This is a genomic window from Pseudomonas sp. Q1 (genome assembly GCF_009935975.1).
Lineage (GTDB): Bacteria > Pseudomonadota > Gammaproteobacteria > Pseudomonadales > Pseudomonadaceae > Aquipseudomonas > Aquipseudomonas palleroniana.
In genome coordinates this window covers 83,008-101,261 of record NZ_QODI01000012.1, presented here as the reverse complement: position 1 = coordinate 101,261, position 18,254 = coordinate 83,008, and the positions used below count along the sequence as shown (strand labels likewise).

Sequence of the window (18,254 nt, the reverse complement as noted above, 5' to 3'; positions counted from 1 at the left end):
GCCACTTACTTGACCTCGTTCAAATAACGGGCGGCAAAAGCTTCCTGCACGGCGGCCATTTTTGCGTAGTCCACCACCCCGGCACGGGCGTAGTCGCTGTCGGGCAGGAACTGCGCGGCAACATCGGCGGGCATTTTCATCGCGCGTACCGGGCGCAGGTAAGCCTTGGCCCAGAGTGCCTGGCCTTGGTCCGACAGCACGAAATCGAGGACCTTCTCGGCATTGGCACGGTGCGGCGCGTTGGCGACCAGGCTCATGACATACGGCACGCTGATGCTGCCTTCCTGGGGGATCACGAAGGCGACATTGGCCTTGTCCTTGTAGCGCGCGCGGTAGGCGTTGAAGTCGTAGTCCACCAGGATCGGTAGCTCGCCGGATAGCACCCGTGCGTACGCAGTTTGCTTGGGCACGATGGGGGCGTTTTTCGCCAGTTTCTGGAAGTAGTCGATGGCCGGGGCGAAGTTGTCCAGGTCGCCGCCCATGGCGCGGTTGATCGCGACCGCCGACACGTAGCCGACGAAAGCGCTGGACGGGTCAAGGTAACCGACCATGCCTTTGTATTGCGGCTTGAGCAGGTCGGCCCAGCTTTGCGGGACCGGCAGGCCACCGAGTGCATCAACATTGACCATGATGCCCAAGGTGCCGGAGTGGATCGCGAACCAGTGACCGGCCGGGTCCTTCAGACCGGCCGGGATTTGTTCCCAGGCCTTGGGTTTGTAGGCGTCGACCACTGCAGCTTTTTGCGCCTGCAGGCCGAACGTCACGCCGTAGTAGACGACGTCCGCTACCGGTGCGGCTTTTTCAGCCACCAGTTGCGCCAGCGACTGCCCGGAATTTTTGTTGTCCAGCGGCACGTGCACACCCGTGCTGTTGGCGATGGCCTGCAGCTGCGTGCCCCAATCGGCCCAGTCCGGCGGGCAGTTGTAGCAAATCGCGGTCTCGGCGGCCTGGGCCAGGCTGGCGGTGCCGAACAGCAGCACGGCGGCCAGGGTTTTACGCAGTGTGCGCATTAGGAGTCTCCTGATGGGGTTGAGTACTTTCGCCCGGCCGGATATGGCAAGGCAGGCAATGGGACGTCGGGGCAAGACCTGCGATCTGCGCCAACAATTGGTCAATCACGGTGCTGGCCAACAGCGCAATGGGCTGCACCACGCTGCACAGGGTCGGGTGCATCTGGGTACCGAGGGCAATCCCGTCAAAGCCCATCACCGACAACTGTTCGGGCACGTTCCAGGCGTTGCGGCGCAGCTCGGCGATCAGGCTGATGGCCAGGAAGTCGTTGGAACACACCAGTGCGCTGGGCGCCTGCGCGCCTTGCAGAAATGGCGCGATCACCGCGTATTCGGCCTGGGTGTGGGCGGGCATTTCGATGACCGGACGGATGCGCAGGCCGTATTCCTGCATCGCGTCGCAATAACCGGCGTAACGCAAGCGCGCACGGTCAGACTGCAACGCGGGACCGGCGACCATGCTGATGCGTCGGTGGCCCGCCTCGAGTAAATAGCGGGTGGCCAGCGCCATGCCCGCGCGGTTGTCCACCGACACAGCGCTGTAATCGGGATTGCCCGGTTGGTGATACGCCAGCACAAACGGGGTTTTCTCGGTATTCAGGCTACTGAGCACCGCATTGCTTTCGGCATCGGTGACGGTCAGCACCAAGCCGTCGACCCGTTGGCGCAGCAGCTCTTCCACCACACTGCTTTCGCGCTCGCTGCTGTAGTCGGTGGTCGCCAACAGCAGGCTGTAACCGCGCAGCCGTGCCGCACGCTCCATGGCCTGGAACTGTTCGGCGAACACCGGGTTGAGCAAGTTGGGCACCACCACGCCGATCAACCGGGTGGTTTGCAGGCGCAGTTGGCGGCCCAGCAGATTGGGACGGAACCCCAGCTCACGGGCCGCGGCGAACACCTGTTCACGGGTGGCTGGTCGCACCTGGTCGGGGGAAGCAAAAGTGCGCGCGGCGGTGGCGCGTGATACGCCAGCCAGCCTTGCTACGTCTTTCAGGTCAGTCATTGTCGCTCGCTTGAGATCGATCTCATTGGCGAGGACAGTAGCGGCGCAATGTGGCAGGACGGTGCCAGGAAGATGAAGCTTTTATGGCGATGGGGGTGCAGCGCGCCCTGCAACCCATCGTTTTACTTATCATTGAAATAGCGCGACGCGGCTGTTTCAGCTACTCGGCGATTTTCATACTCGTACTTCCTCCCCCGTAAGGAAATACGTGATGTCACCGATGAGCATGCTACTGGCCCACTTCGCCGCACTCGCTGCCACCCTGCTTGGCATCGGCAGCCTTACCTGGCTGATCGCCTCGCTCGGGCGCCTGTGGCTTTAAGCCGGAATGTCGGCACTCAACGCCTGGATCAGCGCCTGCGCCTGAGCATCGCGCTGTGCGGTATACAGCACCACCTCACGTGCGGGCAGCGGTGGCAGATCAAACCGCTGCTGCGCATCCACGCATCCCTTCGGCGCCATGCGCTCCACCATCACCCCTACCCCGATGCCAGCGACTACCGCAGCACCGATGGCAAGAATTCCGCTGCCGACGAATGCCTCCTCCCAGGCGCGGTTGCACAGTTGCAGCGCGCTCAGGGCCATACTGCGCATCCCGCAGGGCTCGGGCTGGATAGCCAATGGCAACGCATCACCCCGGCGCAGCGTGAAGCCTTCGGCGGCCATCCAACCGAAATGCTCGACCCCCACCACTTCTCCGTCCTGGCGCCGATTGTCATGGCGCAGGATCATTGCCACATCCAATTTGCCCTGCTCATAGTTCACCAGCATGTCACGCGAGGTGCCCAGGCTGAATGCAACCACCACCTCAGGATCGACGCTGGCCAGGCGGCGCAACCAGACATTGAGGTCGGCGCCCACGATGTGATGGCTGACCCCCACGCGCAAGGTGCGCTTCTGCCGCCCAAAGCACTTCAATGTGTTCTGGTAGTGATCGAGCAATTGCCGGGCATTGGCCACAAACATCTGGCCATGGGCAGACAACGTAACCTTGCGCGGCGTGCGCTCCAGCAACTTATGGCCGAGGGTTTCTTCCAGGCGCTTGATCTTCAGGCTGATGGCCGCCTGGGTGCCGCCAATCACATCGGCGGCACGGGTAAAGCTCTGGAGTTCGGCAACCAGGACAAACGCCTGGATAGCTTCTATGTCGGGCATTTTCATAAAGACGTGGGCGCAGGCTGATTCAGAGGAGCAGACGTTAGCACGCCGGGGAGCTTGGGTTGAGCCCTTCGGTTTTGACCTCCCGTCGACAACTCCAGGACCACGTGCCCAGGCGGACCATCATAGCGATAGAAAGTCACACAAGCTGCGTAACTTGCAAACACGCGCGGTGAATTCCGCTCGCTAACCTTTCGATCTGATTCAAGTGCGGGCACAATGCGTGTCCTTTTTTGGCAGGCACCGCCGCAGGCTCTCAAAAATGATCAAAACGCCGTACTACCTCATCGATAAACAGAAACTTCTGGTCAACATGCAGAAGATTGCTTACGTGCGCGAGCAGTCCGGCGCCAAGGCGTTGCTGGCCCTCAAGTGCTTCGCCACCTGGTCGGTATTCGACCTGATGCAGCAATACATGGACGGCACCACCTCGTCGTCGCTGTATGAGTTGAAGCTCGGTCGCCAGAAGTTCGAAGGCGAGGCGCACGCCTACAGCGTGGCCTGGGCCGACGATGAAATCGAAGAGATGCTGGATAACTGCGACAAGATCATCTTCAACTCCATCAGCCAACTGCAGCGTTTTGCCGAGCGCAGCGAAGGCAAGACCCGCGGCCTGCGCGTCAACCCGCAAGTGAGCAGCTCCGACTACCTGCTGGCCGACCCGGCGCGTCCGTTCAGCCGCCTCGGCGAGTGGGACCCGGTGAAGATCGAAGGCGTGATCGAGCAGATCAGCGGCTTCATGTTCCACAACAACTGCGAGAACGGCGACTTCAGCCTGTTCGACAAGATGCTGGGCACCATCGAAGAACGCTTCGGTGAGCTGCTGCACAAGGTCCAGTGGGTCAGCCTCGGCGGCGGCATCCACTTTACCGGTGAAGGCTATGCGCTGGACGCATTCTGCGCGCGCTTGAAAGCCTTCTCCGAAAAATACGGCGTGCAGGTGTACCTGGAACCCGGCGAAGCGGCGATCACCAACAGCGCCTCCCTGGAAGTGACCGTGCTCGACACCCTCTACAACGGCAAGCACCTCGCCGTGGTAGACAGCTCCATCGAAGCCCACCTGCTGGACCTGCTGATCTACCGCCTCAACGCCAAGCTGGCGCCGAGCGAGGGTGACCATACCTACATGGTGTGCGGCAAATCCTGCCTGGCCGGTGACATCTTCGGCGAGTATCAATTTGATCGTCCGCTGGCCATCGGCGATCGGCTGTCGTTCATCGACACCGCAGGCTACACCATGGTCAAGAAAAACTGGTTCAACGGCCTGAAAATGCCGTCCATCGTAGTGAAACAACTCGACGGTACCGTCGAAGTGGTTCGTGAATTTGGTTACGACGACTACCTGTCCAGCCTTTCGTAAGCTGGCGGATAAAGGAGAGATAAAGCAATTGAAAAAGAACGTTCTTATCATTGGTGCAGGAGGTGTCGCCAAGGTGGTGGCCCACAAGTGCGCGCAGCACAACGACGAACTCGGTCGTATTGCTATCGCGTCGCGCAACATCTCCAAATGCCAGGCCATCATCGACAGCGTCAAGGCCAAGGGTAGCCTCAAGGTTCCCGCCGACATCCAGGCCTTCGCGCTGAACGCCCTGGACGTGGAAGCGACCAAGGCCCTGATCCGCGAGACCCAATCGCAGATCGTCATCAACGTAGGTTCCGCGTTCCTCAACATGTCGGTGCTGCGCGCTTGCATCGATACGGGCGTTGCCTACCTCGACACCGCCATCCACGAAGAGCCGGGCAAGGTCTGCGAGACCCCGCCGTGGTACGGCAACTACGAATGGAACCACCTGGAAGAGTGCAAACAGAAGAACATCACGGCCATCCTTGGCGTGGGCTTCGACCCGGGTGTCGTCAACGCGTATGCCGCGCTGGCGCAGCAACAGCATTTTGACCGCATTGATTCGATCGACATTCTCGACGTCAATGCCGGCTCCCATGGCAAATACTTCGCCACCAATTTCGACCCGGAAATCAACTTCCGTGAGTTCACCGGACAGGTGTGGAGCTGGCAGAACAGCCAGTGGACCAGCAACACCATGTTCGAAGTCAAGCGCACTGACGACCTGCCCATCGTCGGCTCGCAGAACCTGTACCTGACCGGCCACGATGAAGTGCACTCGCTGTCGAAAAACCTCGACGTGCCCAATGTGCGTTTCTGGATGAGCTTCGGCGAGCACTACATCAACGTGTTCACCGTACTGAAAAACCTCGGCCTGCTTTCGGAAAAGCCGGTCACCACCGCCGAAGGCGTGGAAGTGGTGCCATTGAAAGTGGTCAAGGCCGTGCTGCCCGACCCGTCGTCGCTCGCTCCGGGCTACACCGGCAAGACCTGCATCGGTGACCTGGTCAAAGGCACCAAGGATGGCCAGCCCCACGAGATGTTCATCTACAACGTGGCGTGCCATGAAGAAGCCTTTGCCGAGACGGACAGCCAGGGCATCTCCTACACCGCAGGCGTGCCACCGGTAGCCGCCGCGCTGCTGGTTGCCCGTGGCGAGTGGGATGTGAAGCACATGGTCAACGTCGAGGAACTGCCGGCTGAGCCGTTCCTGAAGGCGCTGGACGTGATGGGGTTGCCGACCCGAATCAAGGATGAGCACGGTGATCGTGCGTGGGATGCGATTGCTTGATAGCGATTGCTGACTGAACAAAAAATGCGCCCTCAGGGGCGCATTTTTTTGGGTGGAGCCCCCATCACGCTGAGATGATCGTTCCCACGCTCTGCGTGGGAATGCCGCCTGGGACGCTCCGCGTCCCATCAGTTAGTGCGAGGTTGAATCACGCGCAGTGGTGACGCGGAGCGTCACGGGATGCATTCCCACGCAGAGCGTGGGAACGAGCTCAACAACTCAAAACACCTACCATGATCGTTCCCACGCTCCGCGTGGGAATGCCGCCTGGGACGCTCTGCGTCCCGTCGCTTAGTACGAGGTTCGAATCACGCGCAGTGGTGACGCAGAGCGTCACGGGATGCGTTCCCACGCGGAGCGTGGGGACGATCTCACTCACCTAGCGGCGTGAGCGTGGACGGCACCAGGCGCCTGAGCTATCTTCGGGCGCCCTCCCGACAGACCCGGAACAGGAAGTTACCGCTTGAGCACATCGTCCCTACTGCGAGGCCGCACCTTCGCCCTCCTCGCCGGCGTCACCTTTATTGCCGTGGACCAGTTGGTGAAACTTCTGGCTTTGGTTTCACTACAAGCCAACAGTTTCAAAATCGGCTCCACCCCGTTCAACCTTGCGTTGGAGCTGAGCCTGAATCCCGGCGCATTCCTGAGCCTGGGCGCTGCCCTCCCCCCTCAGGTCAAACAACTGGTTTTTATCGTGGGGGTTGCCGTCGTGGTGGCCTGGGCGATGGGGTGGTCGCTGTCCAACTGGAATCAACCCCTGCGTAAAGTCTTGCCGCTTTATGCCATTGCCCTCGGTGGTATCGCCAACTTGATCGACCGTGTCTTTCGCGACGGTCATGTCGTTGACTACATGGTGTTGAACGTGGGGCCGACGCATACCGGGGTGTTCAATATCGCAGATATTGCGATTACCGCCGGGGCGCTGTTCTTGATGGTGGATCTGTTTGTAAAACGTAAGGCCTGAGGTAACAGCTCGTTCCCACGCTCTGCGTGGGAATGCCGCCTGGGACGCTCCGCGTCCCGTCGGTTAGTACGAGGCTTGAATCACGCGCAATGGTGACGCGGAGCGTCACGGGATGCGTTCCCACGCGGAGCGTGGGAACGAGCTCGACACCGACATGATCGTTCCCACGCTCTGCGTGGGAATGCCGCCTGGGACGCTCCGCGTCCCGTCGGTTAGTGCGAGGTTCGAATCACGCGCAATGGTGACGCGGAGCGTCACGGGATGCGTTCCCACGCGGAGCGTGGGAACGAGCTCAGCGACTCAAAACACCGACCATCCAATCCGCTCACTCAACAACTCCAGCGCCTTCATCCCCGCCAGCGAATTCCCCGCTGCATTCAACTCCGGCGACCATACGCACACCGTAAACTGCCCCGGCACGACGGCGACGATCCCGCCACCCACCCCGCTCTTGCCCGGCAAACCCACGCGATAAGCAAAGTTACCCGCCTCGTCATACAGCCCGCTGGTGGCCATGATCGAGTTGACCTGCTTGGTCTGGCGTGCGGTCAGGATCTGCTCGCCGCTGTGGGCACTGGTACCTTCGTTGGCCAGGAAGCTGAATGCCTTGGCCAAATCCAGGCAGCTCATCTGCAGCGCGCAATAGTTGAAGTAACTGTGCAGCACGGCGTCCACGTCGTTGTGGAAGTTGCCGAAGGATTTCATCAGGTAGGCCATAGCCGCGTTGCGGGCGCCGTGTTGGGCTTCGGAGTCGGCGACGATGCTGTTGACCAGGATCTGCGGGTTGCCCGACAGGCGTCGTACAAAGTCCCGCATCGACAGAATCGGCACGGCAAACCGCGATTGGTTGATGTCGCAGATCACCAGCGCACCCGCATTGATAAAGGGGTTGCGTGGGCGGCCGCGTTCGAATTCCAGCTGTACCAGCGAGTTGAACGGTTGCCCGGAAGGCTCATGGCCCAGGCGTTCCCAGATGGTTTCACCGCCGTGATCGATGGCTTGTACCAGGCTGAAGACCTTGGAAATGCTCTGTACCGAGAACAGGGTGTGGGCATCACCGGCGCAGTAGGCCGAGCCGTCGTTGCCGTATACCGCAATGCCGAGTTGGTTGGCGGGCACGTCGGCCAACGCGGGAATGTAGTCGGCGACTTTGCCGAGGCCGATCAGGGGGCGTACTTCGTCGAGAATCGACTCCAGCAGCGCCTGCATGTCTTGTCCTGTCATCTTTCTTGGAATCGGTGATAAGCGGGGCGCGGAGAATACCTGAAATGCCTGTGGCAAGGGAGCTACCCCCACGCCACAGGCCAGCCGGCATGCCCTCAAAAATGCGCCACATCCGACACCTCTTCATCCAGCACATCCCGCGCCAGCGCCCAGGCCCGGTCCCTGGATTCCACCACCAGCAACGGGTAACCCCAGGCCTTGCCGAATGTCACGGTAAACGGCTTGAGCGCCAGGCGCTTGGCCGCGCTGGGTTCCACCTGGATCATGCCTCTGACGAACGCCTGCAGCGCCGGCTTGTTCTTCTTCATCCAGAGGGACGCAAGCTTGCGCTCTTCGTGGGAGTGCGCATAGTTGTTCTCGTCCACGGCTTTTTCGTGCAGCAGCAGGAACGGTTGCCGGCGGGCGAGCAGGCCTTCGAAAACCAGGAAGGCATCCTCCGGCCCGCCATCGTTGGGGGCATCGAAAACGATTTTGACGATGGGAAATGTTGAACTGTCGAGTCGCATGGCATTGCTCCTTAAAACTCACCTTAATGAGAGTGACTCTCATCATAGAGCGCCAGGCACTGGACGGCATTGCACAGAATAGCCAAACTATTTCGCAATTCAGCCAATGTGCCAAGCCCGCCATGAGACACCACCGCCTTGATATGCACGACCCTTCGATGTCCAGGGACGCCGACATTTTCCCTCGCGCCGTGGTGGGAGTGGGCGCCAGCAGCACCTCGGTCACCTGGGAACATCAGCAGCATGCCCACCGCAAAGGCCAGTTGATGTACACCTTGCGCGGGGTCATCCACTGCGAGATCGAAGCGGGTATCTGGATCGTGCCGCCGCAGTGCGCCCTGTGGATTCCCGGCGGCACCTTCCATGCGGCACGCGGGTCGGGTGAAGCGCAGATCTATTGCCTGTTGATCGACCCCGACGCCGCCCATGCCTTGCCTGAGCAGTGCTGCACCCTGGCGGTGTCGCGGCTGTTGCACGAGCTGATCAGCAAGGCGGTGAGTTTCCCGCCGCTGTACGACGTCGACGGTGCCCAGGGGCGCCTGATCAATACATTGCTCGACGAACTGGCCGAAGCGCCCATCGAAGACCTGCACCTGCCCATGCCCCAGGACGTGAGGCTGCGCCGCCTGGCCGACAGCCTGCTGGCTGATCCCGCCGACAAATCCAGCCTCGGCCAATGGGCCATCCGCATCGGCATGATGCGAGCGCAGCATGACGCGGTTGTTGCTGGAGGAACTGGGTTTGAGTTTTGGTCGCTGGCGCCGGCAGTTGCACGTGATTCTGTCCCTGCAACGCCTGGCCAAGGGCGACAGCGTGCAAACGGTGGCGCTAGACCTGGGTTATGAAAACGCCAGTGGCTTTATCACCATGTTCCGCAAGGCCGTGGGCAAACCGCCGGCGCGTTACCTGGCCGACCGCATGGGGGCCAGCGGCAATGCCGACCAGCCGAGCATTGCGCTGGCGGATGCGCCTGCCTGACACCGATAAAATGCAAATTACTGATAAATACAATAAAGAGTAATTCTACTTTTTAATGATTAGGTTAGAACCAATCGGCATTTTACAAGGCGCGCTCCCCGCCCTACTTTTGACCCGGATAACCGACCCCTTGCCCGGTGGAGGTGTTGAACCCCAACCCAACAAGGAGTGACCATGAGCATCGAATTCATCGGCTATATCGGCGGCCATCACGCCTCAGAAATCCACCCGCGCAGCGGCCCGGTGCTGCAACCCGAGTATGTCGAAACCGTGGCCCGCGCCCACGAGGAGGCAGGTTTCGACCGCGCCCTGGTGGCCTTCCATTCCAACAGCCCGGACAGCACGCTGATTGCCTCACATGCCGCCGGCGTCACTCGAAAGCTGCAGTTCCTCATCGCCCATCGCCCGGGCTTTGCCCAACCCACACTGGCCGCTCGCCAGTTCGCCACCCTGGATGTATTCAACGGCGGACGCACCGCCGTGCATATCATCACCGGCGGCGACGACCGCGAACTGCGTGCCGACGGCAGCCATATCGGCAAAGATGAGCGCTACGCGCGCACCGACGAATACCTGAGTGTGGTGCGCCAGGAATGGACGAGCGAAACACCCTTCGATTTCGCCGGCACCTACTATCAGGTCGAAGGCGCACACTCCTCGGTGAAGTCGCCGCAGCAGCCGCATATTCCGTTGTACTTTGGCGGCTCCTCTGCGGCGGCGATCGCGGTGGCGGGCAAACATGCCGACGTGTATGCGCTCTGGGGTGAAACCTACGAGCAGGTGCGCGAAACCGTGGCCCAGGTGCGTGCGGAAGCGGCCAGGCACGGCCGCACGATTCGCTTCAGTCTGTCGCTGCGGCCGATCCTCGCCGAAACCGAAGAGGCCGCCTGGGCACGTGCCGAAAGCATCTTGCAGCAGGCCACGGCGCTGGCCGAGCAGACTGGCTTTGTACGCCGCGCCCCCCGAATGAAGGCTCCCGTCGGTTGCTGGCGGCGGCCGCACAAGGGGCACGACTGGACAAGCGCTTGTGGACCGGGATCGCCGGCTTGCTCGGCGCGCAGGGCAACTCGACAGCGTTGGTGGGCACGCCTGAACAGGTCGCCGAAGCCTTGCTGGATTACTACGATCTGGGCATTACCACGTTCCTGATCCGTGGGTTTGATCCGCTCAATGACGCGATTGACTACGGCAAGCGCTTGATCCCCCTCACCCGTCAGTTGGTCGCGCAACGAACGCAGCAAGTCGCGTAAGACATAAAGCCCGGAGGGGCTGGCTCCCGATGGTGCTGTATCAGTCAGCCGATGTATGACTGATACACCACCATCGGGAGCAAGCCCCCTCCCACATTTTGTTATCACTTAGCTTAAAGATTAGTTCTTGTAGTCGGTATCGCTGCGTTCCAACTGCCGGATCAACGCGTTCCAATGCCTCGCCACGCCCGGGCCTTCACCGTTGCTGAACACCTTGGCCTGTTCCTCCACCTTGGCCACCACCTCTGCGGGCGGAAATATCAGTTCCTCATTCCCCGCCGCCTGCGCCGCGATCTGGATATTGCACGCACGCTCCAAGCTTTGCAGTTGCTGGAACGCATGCTCGACACTCACGCCAGCCGTCAGCAGCCCGTGATTACGCAAGATCATCACACTCTTGTCGCCCAGGTCCGCCACCAGCCGCTCGCGCTCGTCCAGGTCCAGCGCCACGCCTTCATATCCGTGGTACGCCACGCGCCCGGAGAACGCGATGGAATGCTGGGAAATCGGCAGCAAGCCATTCTTTTGCGCCGACACCGCAATGCCGTCGCGGGTGTGAGTGTGCAACACCGCCTGCAAATCCGGCCGTGCGCCGTGGATCGCGCTATGGATCACGTAGCCGGCGTAGTTGATGCCCAGCCCCGTCGGGTCGTCGACAAGGGTGCCGTCGAGGTCGACCTTGACCAGGTTGGACGCGCTGATTTCATCGAACAGCAAACCGAAGGCATTGATCAGGAAATGCTCATCCGGCCCCGGCACGCGGGCGGAGAAATGCGTGTAGATGTGGTCGGTCCACTTGTACAGCGCCGCCAGTCGATAGGCCGCAGCCAACTTGACGCGTACCTCCCACTCTTCTGGAGTCACGCGTTGACGAACCGTGTTGGACACGCTGGAGATAGAGGTGACGCTGCTCATGGCAAACTTCCTGGATGGCCTTAAGGACGTCCAGGCAGCCTAGGGGATGCCGAAAAATAATAAAAAGCACATTTTAATCTAAGCTAATTATTATTATTTTTCATATCAGGCCGCTGCTCGAATTTTCTGCAGCGAGGCCGCCACCCACTTGCCGAACGCATCCACCGGCCCCTGCAAGTTGCCCAGGAAGTGCGGATAGATCAGCCACAGATCCATCACCGGCTTGAAATCCTTGAGTGGCATCACCGCCAATTGCTCGCGGTGAGCGCTGCGCTCCAACAAGGGACGCGGCACCAGGCCCAAGCCCAGGCCATCCGCCACCAGGCCCAGTTGCAGCTCGGTGCCGAAGGTTTCCAGGTTCACCCGCAACGCCAGGCCCTGGTCGGACAAGGTGCGCTGCAAACCGGCGCGAAAACCACAGCCATCAGGGTTGAGAATCCAGCCGCTCTGGTACACATCCGCCAACTTGCCCGGCTTTTTCGGCAGTTGGGCCTTGGCGCACACCACCACCAACTCCATCTTGCCGATGGACTCGCCGACGATGTTGTCAGGGAAGATCTTGCCCGCCGGAAACAACGCGGCCGCGGCATCCAGTTCGCCGCGCTCGATCTTACCGACCAACTGGCTACCCCAGCCGGTGGCGACCTGGGCCCGCAGGTCGGGGTAGTCGCTGCGCAACTGCTTGAGCGCGTCCAGCAACACCACGTCGCCAAGGGTCTGCGGCACGCCCAGGCGCAATACGCCGGTGGGCGGTGCGTCGGTGGCCACCAGTTCGCGCAGGGCATCCATCTCGCGCAGGATCAACCGGCATTGTTCATAAACCCGGGTGCCGATCAGCGTAGGCTTGAGTGGCTTGGTGTTGCGGTCGAACAGCTCCACGCCCAGCGCCTGCTCAAAGTTCTGCACGCGGCGGGTGATGGCCGGCTGGGTCAGTTGCAACGACTCGGCGGCGTGGCTGATGGACTGGCAACGAATCACTTCGACAAAGGCATCGATATCGTCAATTTTCATTTGGGCCGCACATAGAGAAGCGTCATTAAGATGTTTGGAAAGCATAGTTGTAGGCGCGTTGCCTGGATAGCCCAGGCTGTAATCAATAACGTCTAACGCTATTCAGACCAGTTCTAAATTACCTTCAGCTATAAGCTAATCATTAATAAATAGCATATTAAGCTCAGATATTATGCTTATATAAAAACATCACCAGCGACCACAGGATGGAGTTGTCATGACCCAGGCCAAGCACCCCGAGAGACTCAGAGCCTTCATAGGCGCCCTGGCGGAATTGATCGACGGCCACCCTCGCGAAGGCGACTTGCTGCACCGGGGTGGCAAACTTCTGGCATCACTGGTCAGCCATGATGACTGGCTCCCCGATGACTTCGCGCAACCCGACCCCGAGCGCTATCAGCAGTTTTTGCTGCATGCCGATTCGCGCCAGCGCTTCAGCATCGTCAGCTTTGTATGGGGGCCGGGGCAAAGTACACCGATTCATGACCATCGGGTGTGGGGGTTGATCGGTATGTTGCGCGGCGCTGAGTATTCCCAGGGGTTCGAACGCGCCGCCGATGGCAGCCTGAAGCCCGCAGGCAAGCCGATTCAATTGGTGCCAGGCCAGGTCGAGGCGGTGTCGCCCAAGGTCGGCGATATTCATCAGGTCAGCAACGCCTACCGCGACCAGGTGTCGATCAGCATTCACGTGTACGGCGCCAACATCGGTGCCGTGCGCCGCGCGGTGTACCAGCCCGACGGCAGCGAGAAACTGTTTATCTCCGGTTACTCCAACGCCTTCCTCCCGAACATCTGGGATTTGTCCAAAGAAAAGAGCCCTGCCCTATGAGCACCGTATCGACTGCAAGCTTCGCCCGGATTCGCCAGGCCCTATCGGACCGTGAAGAAGTCGCCCTGATCGACGTGCGTGAAGAAGCGCCGTTTGCCCAAGCCCACCCGTTGTTCGCCGCGAATATCCCGTTGTCCAAACTGGAGCTGGAGGTGTATTCGCGTATTCCACGGCGCGATACCCCGGTCACCGTCTATGACAATGGCGAAGGCCTGGCCGCCCGCGCCGCCGAGCGCCTGGTTGCGCTGGGCTACACCCAGGTCAGCCTGCTCGACGGCGGCCTCGACGGTTGGCGCCGGGCCGGTGGCGAGTTGTTTATCGACGTGAACGTGCCCAGCAAAGCCTTTGGAGAACTGGTGGAAAGCGAACGCCATACGCCGTCGCTAGCCGCCGAAGACGTGCAGGCCCTGCTCGACAGCCAGGCCGATGTGGTGGTGCTCGACGCACGCCGCTTCGATGAATACCAGACCATGAGCATCCCCACCGGTATCAGCGTACCGGGTGCCGAACTGGTACTGCGCGCCCGCGAGTTGGCCCCCGATCCCGCCACCCGCATCATCGTCAACTGTGCCGGGCGCACCCGCAGCATTATCGGCACCCAGTCGCTGATCAATGCCGGCGTGGCCAACCCGGTCTCGGCCCTGCGTAATGGCACCATCGGCTGGACCCTGGCCGGGCAGAAGCTTGCCCATGGGCAGTCACGCCGCTTTGCGCCGACCAGCGAAGAGCATCGCCAGGCAGCCGCCCAGGCGGCACGCCGCGTCGCCGACAAGGCTCGCGTCGGCCGCGCCACCTTGGCAGACCTGCACCGCTGGCAGCAGCAACCCGCGCGCACCACTTACCTGTTCGATGTACGTACCCCGGAAGAATTCGAAGCCGGCCATCTACCGGGCGCACGCTCCACGCCGGGTGGCCAGTTGGTGCAGGAAACCGACCATGTCGCCAGCGTCCGCGGGGCGCGTTTGGTACTGGTGGATGACGATGGCGTGCGCGCCAATATGTCTGCATCCTGGCTCGCTCAAATGGGCTGGGAGGTGCATGTACTGGATGATGTGCAAGCTGCGAACCTCAGCGAACAAGGTGCGTGGGTCGCCCCCGTACCTGCGCCGCCCCAGGCCGAATTGATCAGCCCTCACACCCTCGCCGACTGGTTGGACCAGGGCGATACCGTGGTACTGGATTTCACCGCCAGCGCCAACTACGTCAAACGCCATATTCCGGGAGCCTGGTGGGTGCTGCGCGCACAATTGCCCCAGGCCCTGGCCAAGGTGCCCAGTGCCCAACGCTACGTATTGACCTGTGGCAGCAGCCAATTGGCGCGCCTGGCAGTGGCTGAAGTCGAGGCCATCACCGGCAAGCAAGTGTTCCTGCTGCAAGACGGCACCGCTGGCTGGATCAATGCGCAACTGCCGCTGGAAGAAGGCGAAACCCACCTGGCCTCACCGCGTATCGACCGCTATCGCCGACCGTATGAGGGCACCGACAACCCCAAGGAAGCCATGCAGGCGTACCTGGATTGGGAGTTCGGCCTGGTGGCGCAATTGGCGCGTGACGGCACCCATGGGTTCTATGTGATCTGAGCCCACCCTCACTGGGCTTTCGAAATCACATCCGTCATGTACTGATTCAAGTCGCGAAAGTCCTTAACCCCCCAAGCGAACGGCGCAATCTTGACGCCGTTCTCTCGCAAAGTCCTGGGAATCAGGTCGCCATTGGGGCGAAGGATGACCGACGCGACGATAACGCCCGGGTAATCACTGAGGCGCTTCTTGAAAGCGCGGGTGGTGAGATCGGGCGTGGGCGGCGTGCTTTTATTGGCCAGCGGCCCCGTTCCCTTGATATCGGCGCCATGGCACATGGCGCACCTCTGGAAATAGAGGTTCTTGCCATTGGCGTTCTCCGCGCAGGCGAGTGATGTTTGCGCCAGCGCTAAAAGCCCCAGCGAAGCGATGAATAGCGTGTTCAACGGCATGGATATCCTTGTTGTGCGAGTCCTTGGAAAGCTGCGGATTCTGCTTCGGAGCATCCTCGCATGCAAGGCTCACCTCCCTCCATCACACGCCAAGCGTGCCGACAATAAATGCACTTTAAGAATATTTACAAACTAAAATAATCACTTTTTTTAATAATTAACATATAACCAAAAAGAACTTCACAGCAGGTTTTTATGGGAATAACGTTAACTCCTCACCGACCCCTTCTCCAGGCGGAGGTAGCCGAACCCTTATTCTGATCTGCCTGGAGCCTGCATCCCATGGTCTTGACCCTCGTCTTCAAACGCCTGCTGCTGGGCACCGCCTTGACCCTGGGGCTGGCTGGCATAGTCGCCGCCGCCGACCTGCAACCCCTGCGTGTTGCCAACCAGAAATCCACGATCAAGGCGCTCCTGGAAGCCTCCGGCGAAACTCGCAATGTGCCCTACGCCATCCAATGGTCGGAGTTCCCCTCCGCCTCGCCTTTGGGTGAAGCGCTGAATGCCGGTGCCGTGGATGTCGGTGCGCTCGGCGATGCGCCGTATGTGTTCGCCCTGGGGGCCGGTGCGTCGCTCAAGGTGGTCAGCATCATCCACGCCGAAGGGCGTAACACCACCGCCCTGCTGGTGCCCAAAGACTCGCCGATCAAGACGGTGGCCGACCTCAAGGGCAAGAAGATCGTCACCGGGCGCGGCTCCATCGGCCATTACCTGGCGATCAAGGCCCTGGCCGGTGCCGGCCTGACCACCCAGGATGTGCAGTTCATTTTCCTGCTGCCCAGTGAGTCCCGCCTGGTGCTGGATAACGGTACGGTCGACGCCTGGGCCACCTGGGATCCCTACACCACCGTGGTCACCTCGCAAAGCCAGGCCCGCGTGCTGGTCAGCGGCAATCGGTTGCTGAGCAATCACCTGTACTTCGCGGCGACCAGCCAGGCGATCGCCGACAAGCGTGTGCAGTTGGACGACTTTGTCGCTCGCGTCGACCGCGCCTATGCCTGGGCCAACGCACACCCTGATGCATACGCCGCCGCCCAGGCCAAAATCACCGGCCTGCCGTTGGCCGTGCATGTGGAAGTGGCCAAAGACACGCACCTGAGCCCGGTCGCCATCGACGACTCGGTGATCAGTGGCCTGCAAGCCACGGCCGATACCTATCAGAAAGAGGGCCTGCTCCCCCGACGCATCGACGTATCCCAGGGGTTCGACAGGAGCTTCAACGCCACCCGTTTCCCCACTTCCCAAGCCTCGCGATGAGCCAGGAGCCGCACATGAGCAAGCCACGTCAATTCAAGCCACGCCATTTGAAACTGGGCGCCATGGTCCATGGTGTCGGCCACGGCTGGGGCGAATGGCGCCACCCGCAGGCGCAACCCAATGCGAGTACGAATTTCGGCTTCTACCAGCAGCAGACCGCGCTGGCCGAACGTGCCAGGTTCGACTTTGTATTTATCGCCGACAGCCTGCACATTCATGCAAATCCAGCCCGCATTACCTCAACCGTTTCGAGCCGCTGACCCTCCTCTCGGCACTGGCGGCACAGACCACCCATATCGGTTTGGTGGCGACGGTGACCGTCAGCTACACCGAGCCCTTCCAGGTGGCGCGCCAGTTTGCCTCCCTGGACCATATCAGCGGCGGCCGTGCCGGCTGGAACGTCGTCACCTCGTGGCTCAGCGGCACCGCCGACAACTTCGGCAAAGCCGAGCATCCGCCGCATGCCGTGCGCTACCGCATCGCCAAGGAACACCTCAACGTGGTCAAGGGCCTGTGGGACTCCTGGGAAGATGACGCCTTTGTCTATGACAAGCACAGCGGCGAGTTTTTCACCCCAGGCAAGCTGCATGCGCTGAACCATAAAGGCGAGTTTTTCTCGGTCAAAGGCCCGCTGAACATCGCCCGCTCGAACCAGGGCCAGCCGGTGATTTTCCAGGCGGGCACCTCGGAAGACGGGCGTAACTTCGCCGCACAGCATGCCGATGCGATTTTTGTGCATGTGGAGAGCCTCGAGGATGGCCTGGCCTATACCCAGGATCTGAAGCGGCGCGCCGAAGGCTTTGGCCGCGATGCCGACAGCCTGGCGATTCTGCCGGGCATCCGCCCGATCATCGGGCGCGATGCCGCCGAGGTGGAAAGCCGCTATCAGCAGGCTGTCGATCTGGTCTCCGTAGAAGACGCCATCGTCGCCCTCGGCCGCCCGTTCAACGACCACGATTTCAGCCAATACCCGCTGGACGCCGCCTTCCCGGAACTCGGCGACCTGGGTTCCAACAGCCAGAAAGGCGGCTCCGACCGCATCAAGCAATGGGCCAGGGACGAGGGCCTGACCCTGCGCGAAGTGGCGCTGCGCTTCTCACGGCCCAAGCGTGATTTCGTCGGCACTCCGGAGCAAGTTGCCGATGCGATCCAGACCTGGTTCGAGGCCGGTGCCAGCGACGGTTTCATCATCAATTCGCTCCTGCCGGACGGCTTGCAATCCTTCACCGAATGGGTGGTGCCGGTGCTGCAACAGCGCGGGTTGTTCCGCACCGAGTACAGCGGCCATACGTTGCGCGACAACCTGGGCCTGCAAGTACCAACCAACCGCTACACCGAAGCCTCGTAGTGAGCGGGCTTGCCCTAATGCCAGTCAGTTAAGCGATAAAGCGGGCGATGAATAAATTGTGGGAGGGGGCTTGCTCCCGATAGGCCGCGCAGCGGCCTCAAAAATTGGCCTGCTACGCAGTCCATCGGGAGCAAGCCCCCTCCCACAGTGACCGCGTTAATCCTTAACTGACTGGCATTAGGGCTTGCCCGCTCAC

The 18,254-nt window shown here is 61.0% G+C and carries 14 protein-coding genes and 3 pseudogenes; 9 read left to right on the top strand and 8 right to left on the bottom strand.

Annotated elements, in window-relative coordinates:
• Positions 1–5: 5 nt before the first annotated feature.
• The 3 genes from DK870_RS19645 to DK870_RS19635 all read right to left on the bottom strand — a co-directional run bounded on the left by DK870_RS19645 (position 6) and on the right by DK870_RS19635 (position 3,168).
• Entirely contained in the window at positions 6–1,010 is a 1,005-nt protein-coding gene (locus DK870_RS19645; protein WP_161549452.1) for an ABC transporter substrate-binding protein, read from the bottom strand.
• Positions 994–2,013, bottom strand: coding sequence for a LacI family DNA-binding transcriptional regulator (locus tag DK870_RS19640; RefSeq protein ID WP_090371616.1), 1,020 nt, complete (start codon positions 2,011–2,013; stop codon positions 994–996). The genes DK870_RS19645 and DK870_RS19640 overlap by 17 nt, the downstream gene beginning before the upstream one ends.
• Before the next feature lie 318 nt (positions 2,014–2,331).
• Positions 2,332–3,168, bottom strand: coding sequence for a LysR family transcriptional regulator (locus tag DK870_RS19635; RefSeq protein ID WP_161549451.1), 837 nt, complete (start codon positions 3,166–3,168; stop codon positions 2,332–2,334).
• Positions 3,169–3,433: 265 nt separating this feature from the next.
• Here DK870_RS19635 and DK870_RS19630 point away from each other — a divergent pair, with 265 nt between their 5' ends.
• The 3 genes from DK870_RS19630 (at position 3,434) to DK870_RS19620 (ending at position 6,768) form a co-directional block, all read left to right on the top strand.
• Entirely contained in the window at positions 3,434–4,531 is a 1,098-nt protein-coding gene (locus DK870_RS19630; RefSeq protein WP_090371620.1) for a carboxynorspermidine decarboxylase, read from the top strand.
• 28 nt (positions 4,532–4,559) lie between these two features.
• Positions 4,560–5,804 (top strand): saccharopine dehydrogenase family protein, encoded by a 1,245-nt coding sequence (locus DK870_RS19625; protein ID WP_161549450.1) that lies wholly within the window; start codon positions 4,560–4,562, stop codon positions 5,802–5,804.
• Between the two features lie 463 nt (positions 5,805–6,267).
• A complete protein-coding gene (locus DK870_RS19620; RefSeq protein ID WP_104993418.1) occupies positions 6,268–6,768 on the top strand; it encodes a signal peptidase II in 501 nt (166 codons plus the stop codon).
• A 300-nt stretch (positions 6,769–7,068) separates the two neighbouring features.
• On the opposite strand, the gene glsB is transcribed toward DK870_RS19620, so the two are convergent.
• Entirely contained in the window at positions 7,069–7,977 is a 909-nt protein-coding gene (glsB, locus tag DK870_RS19615; RefSeq protein ID WP_090371624.1) for a glutaminase B, read from the bottom strand.
• 110 nt (positions 7,978–8,087) lie between these two features.
• Positions 8,088–8,498, bottom strand: coding sequence for a hypothetical protein (locus DK870_RS19610; protein ID WP_104993417.1), 411 nt, complete (start codon positions 8,496–8,498; stop codon positions 8,088–8,090).
• A 122-nt stretch (positions 8,499–8,620) separates the two neighbouring features.
• Between DK870_RS19610 and DK870_RS19605 the strand changes: the two are divergent.
• Both DK870_RS19605 and DK870_RS19600 read left to right on the top strand, forming a co-directional pair.
• A pseudogene (locus tag DK870_RS19605) lies at positions 8,621–9,476 on the top strand (helix-turn-helix transcriptional regulator).
• 174 nt (positions 9,477–9,650) lie between these two features.
• Positions 9,651–10,726 (top strand): annotated as a pseudogene (locus tag DK870_RS19600) (LLM class flavin-dependent oxidoreductase).
• Positions 10,727–10,846: 120 nt separating this feature from the next.
• Here DK870_RS19600 and DK870_RS19595 read toward each other — a convergent pair.
• Together DK870_RS19595 and DK870_RS19590 are read right to left on the bottom strand one after the other, a co-directional pair.
• The gene (locus tag DK870_RS19595; RefSeq protein WP_104993415.1) at positions 10,847–11,641 is read right to left on the bottom strand and encodes a class II aldolase/adducin family protein; all 795 of its coding nucleotides are present in this window, start codon (positions 11,639–11,641) and stop codon (positions 10,847–10,849) included.
• Positions 11,642–11,746: 105 nt separating this feature from the next.
• A complete protein-coding gene (locus DK870_RS19590; protein ID WP_060755301.1) occupies positions 11,747–12,652 on the bottom strand; it encodes a LysR family transcriptional regulator in 906 nt (301 codons plus the stop codon).
• 217 nt (positions 12,653–12,869) lie between these two features.
• Here DK870_RS19590 and DK870_RS19585 point away from each other — a divergent pair, with 217 nt between their 5' ends.
• Both DK870_RS19585 and DK870_RS19580 read left to right on the top strand, forming a co-directional pair.
• Complete coding sequence (locus DK870_RS19585; protein WP_060755302.1) at positions 12,870–13,481, top strand: cysteine dioxygenase; 612 nt, start codon at positions 12,870–12,872, stop codon at positions 13,479–13,481.
• Complete coding sequence (locus tag DK870_RS19580) at positions 13,478–15,061, top strand: rhodanese-related sulfurtransferase (RefSeq protein WP_161549449.1); 1,584 nt, start codon at positions 13,478–13,480, stop codon at positions 15,059–15,061. The genes DK870_RS19585 and DK870_RS19580 overlap by 4 nt, the downstream gene beginning before the upstream one ends.
• 8 nt (positions 15,062–15,069) lie before the next feature.
• Here DK870_RS19580 and DK870_RS19575 read toward each other — a convergent pair whose 3' ends face one another.
• The gene (locus tag DK870_RS19575; protein ID WP_060755304.1) at positions 15,070–15,453 is read right to left on the bottom strand and encodes a cytochrome c; all 384 of its coding nucleotides are present in this window, start codon (positions 15,451–15,453) and stop codon (positions 15,070–15,072) included.
• Positions 15,454–15,735: 282 nt separating this feature from the next.
• Here DK870_RS19575 and DK870_RS19570 point away from each other — a divergent pair, with 282 nt between their 5' ends.
• Both DK870_RS19570 and DK870_RS19565 read left to right on the top strand, forming a co-directional pair.
• Entirely contained in the window at positions 15,736–16,710 is a 975-nt protein-coding gene (locus DK870_RS19570; RefSeq protein WP_104993412.1) for an ABC transporter substrate-binding protein, read from the top strand.
• Between the two features lie 14 nt (positions 16,711–16,724).
• A pseudogene (locus DK870_RS19565) lies at positions 16,725–18,058 on the top strand (LLM class flavin-dependent oxidoreductase).
• Positions 18,059–18,254 lie beyond the last annotated feature (196 nt).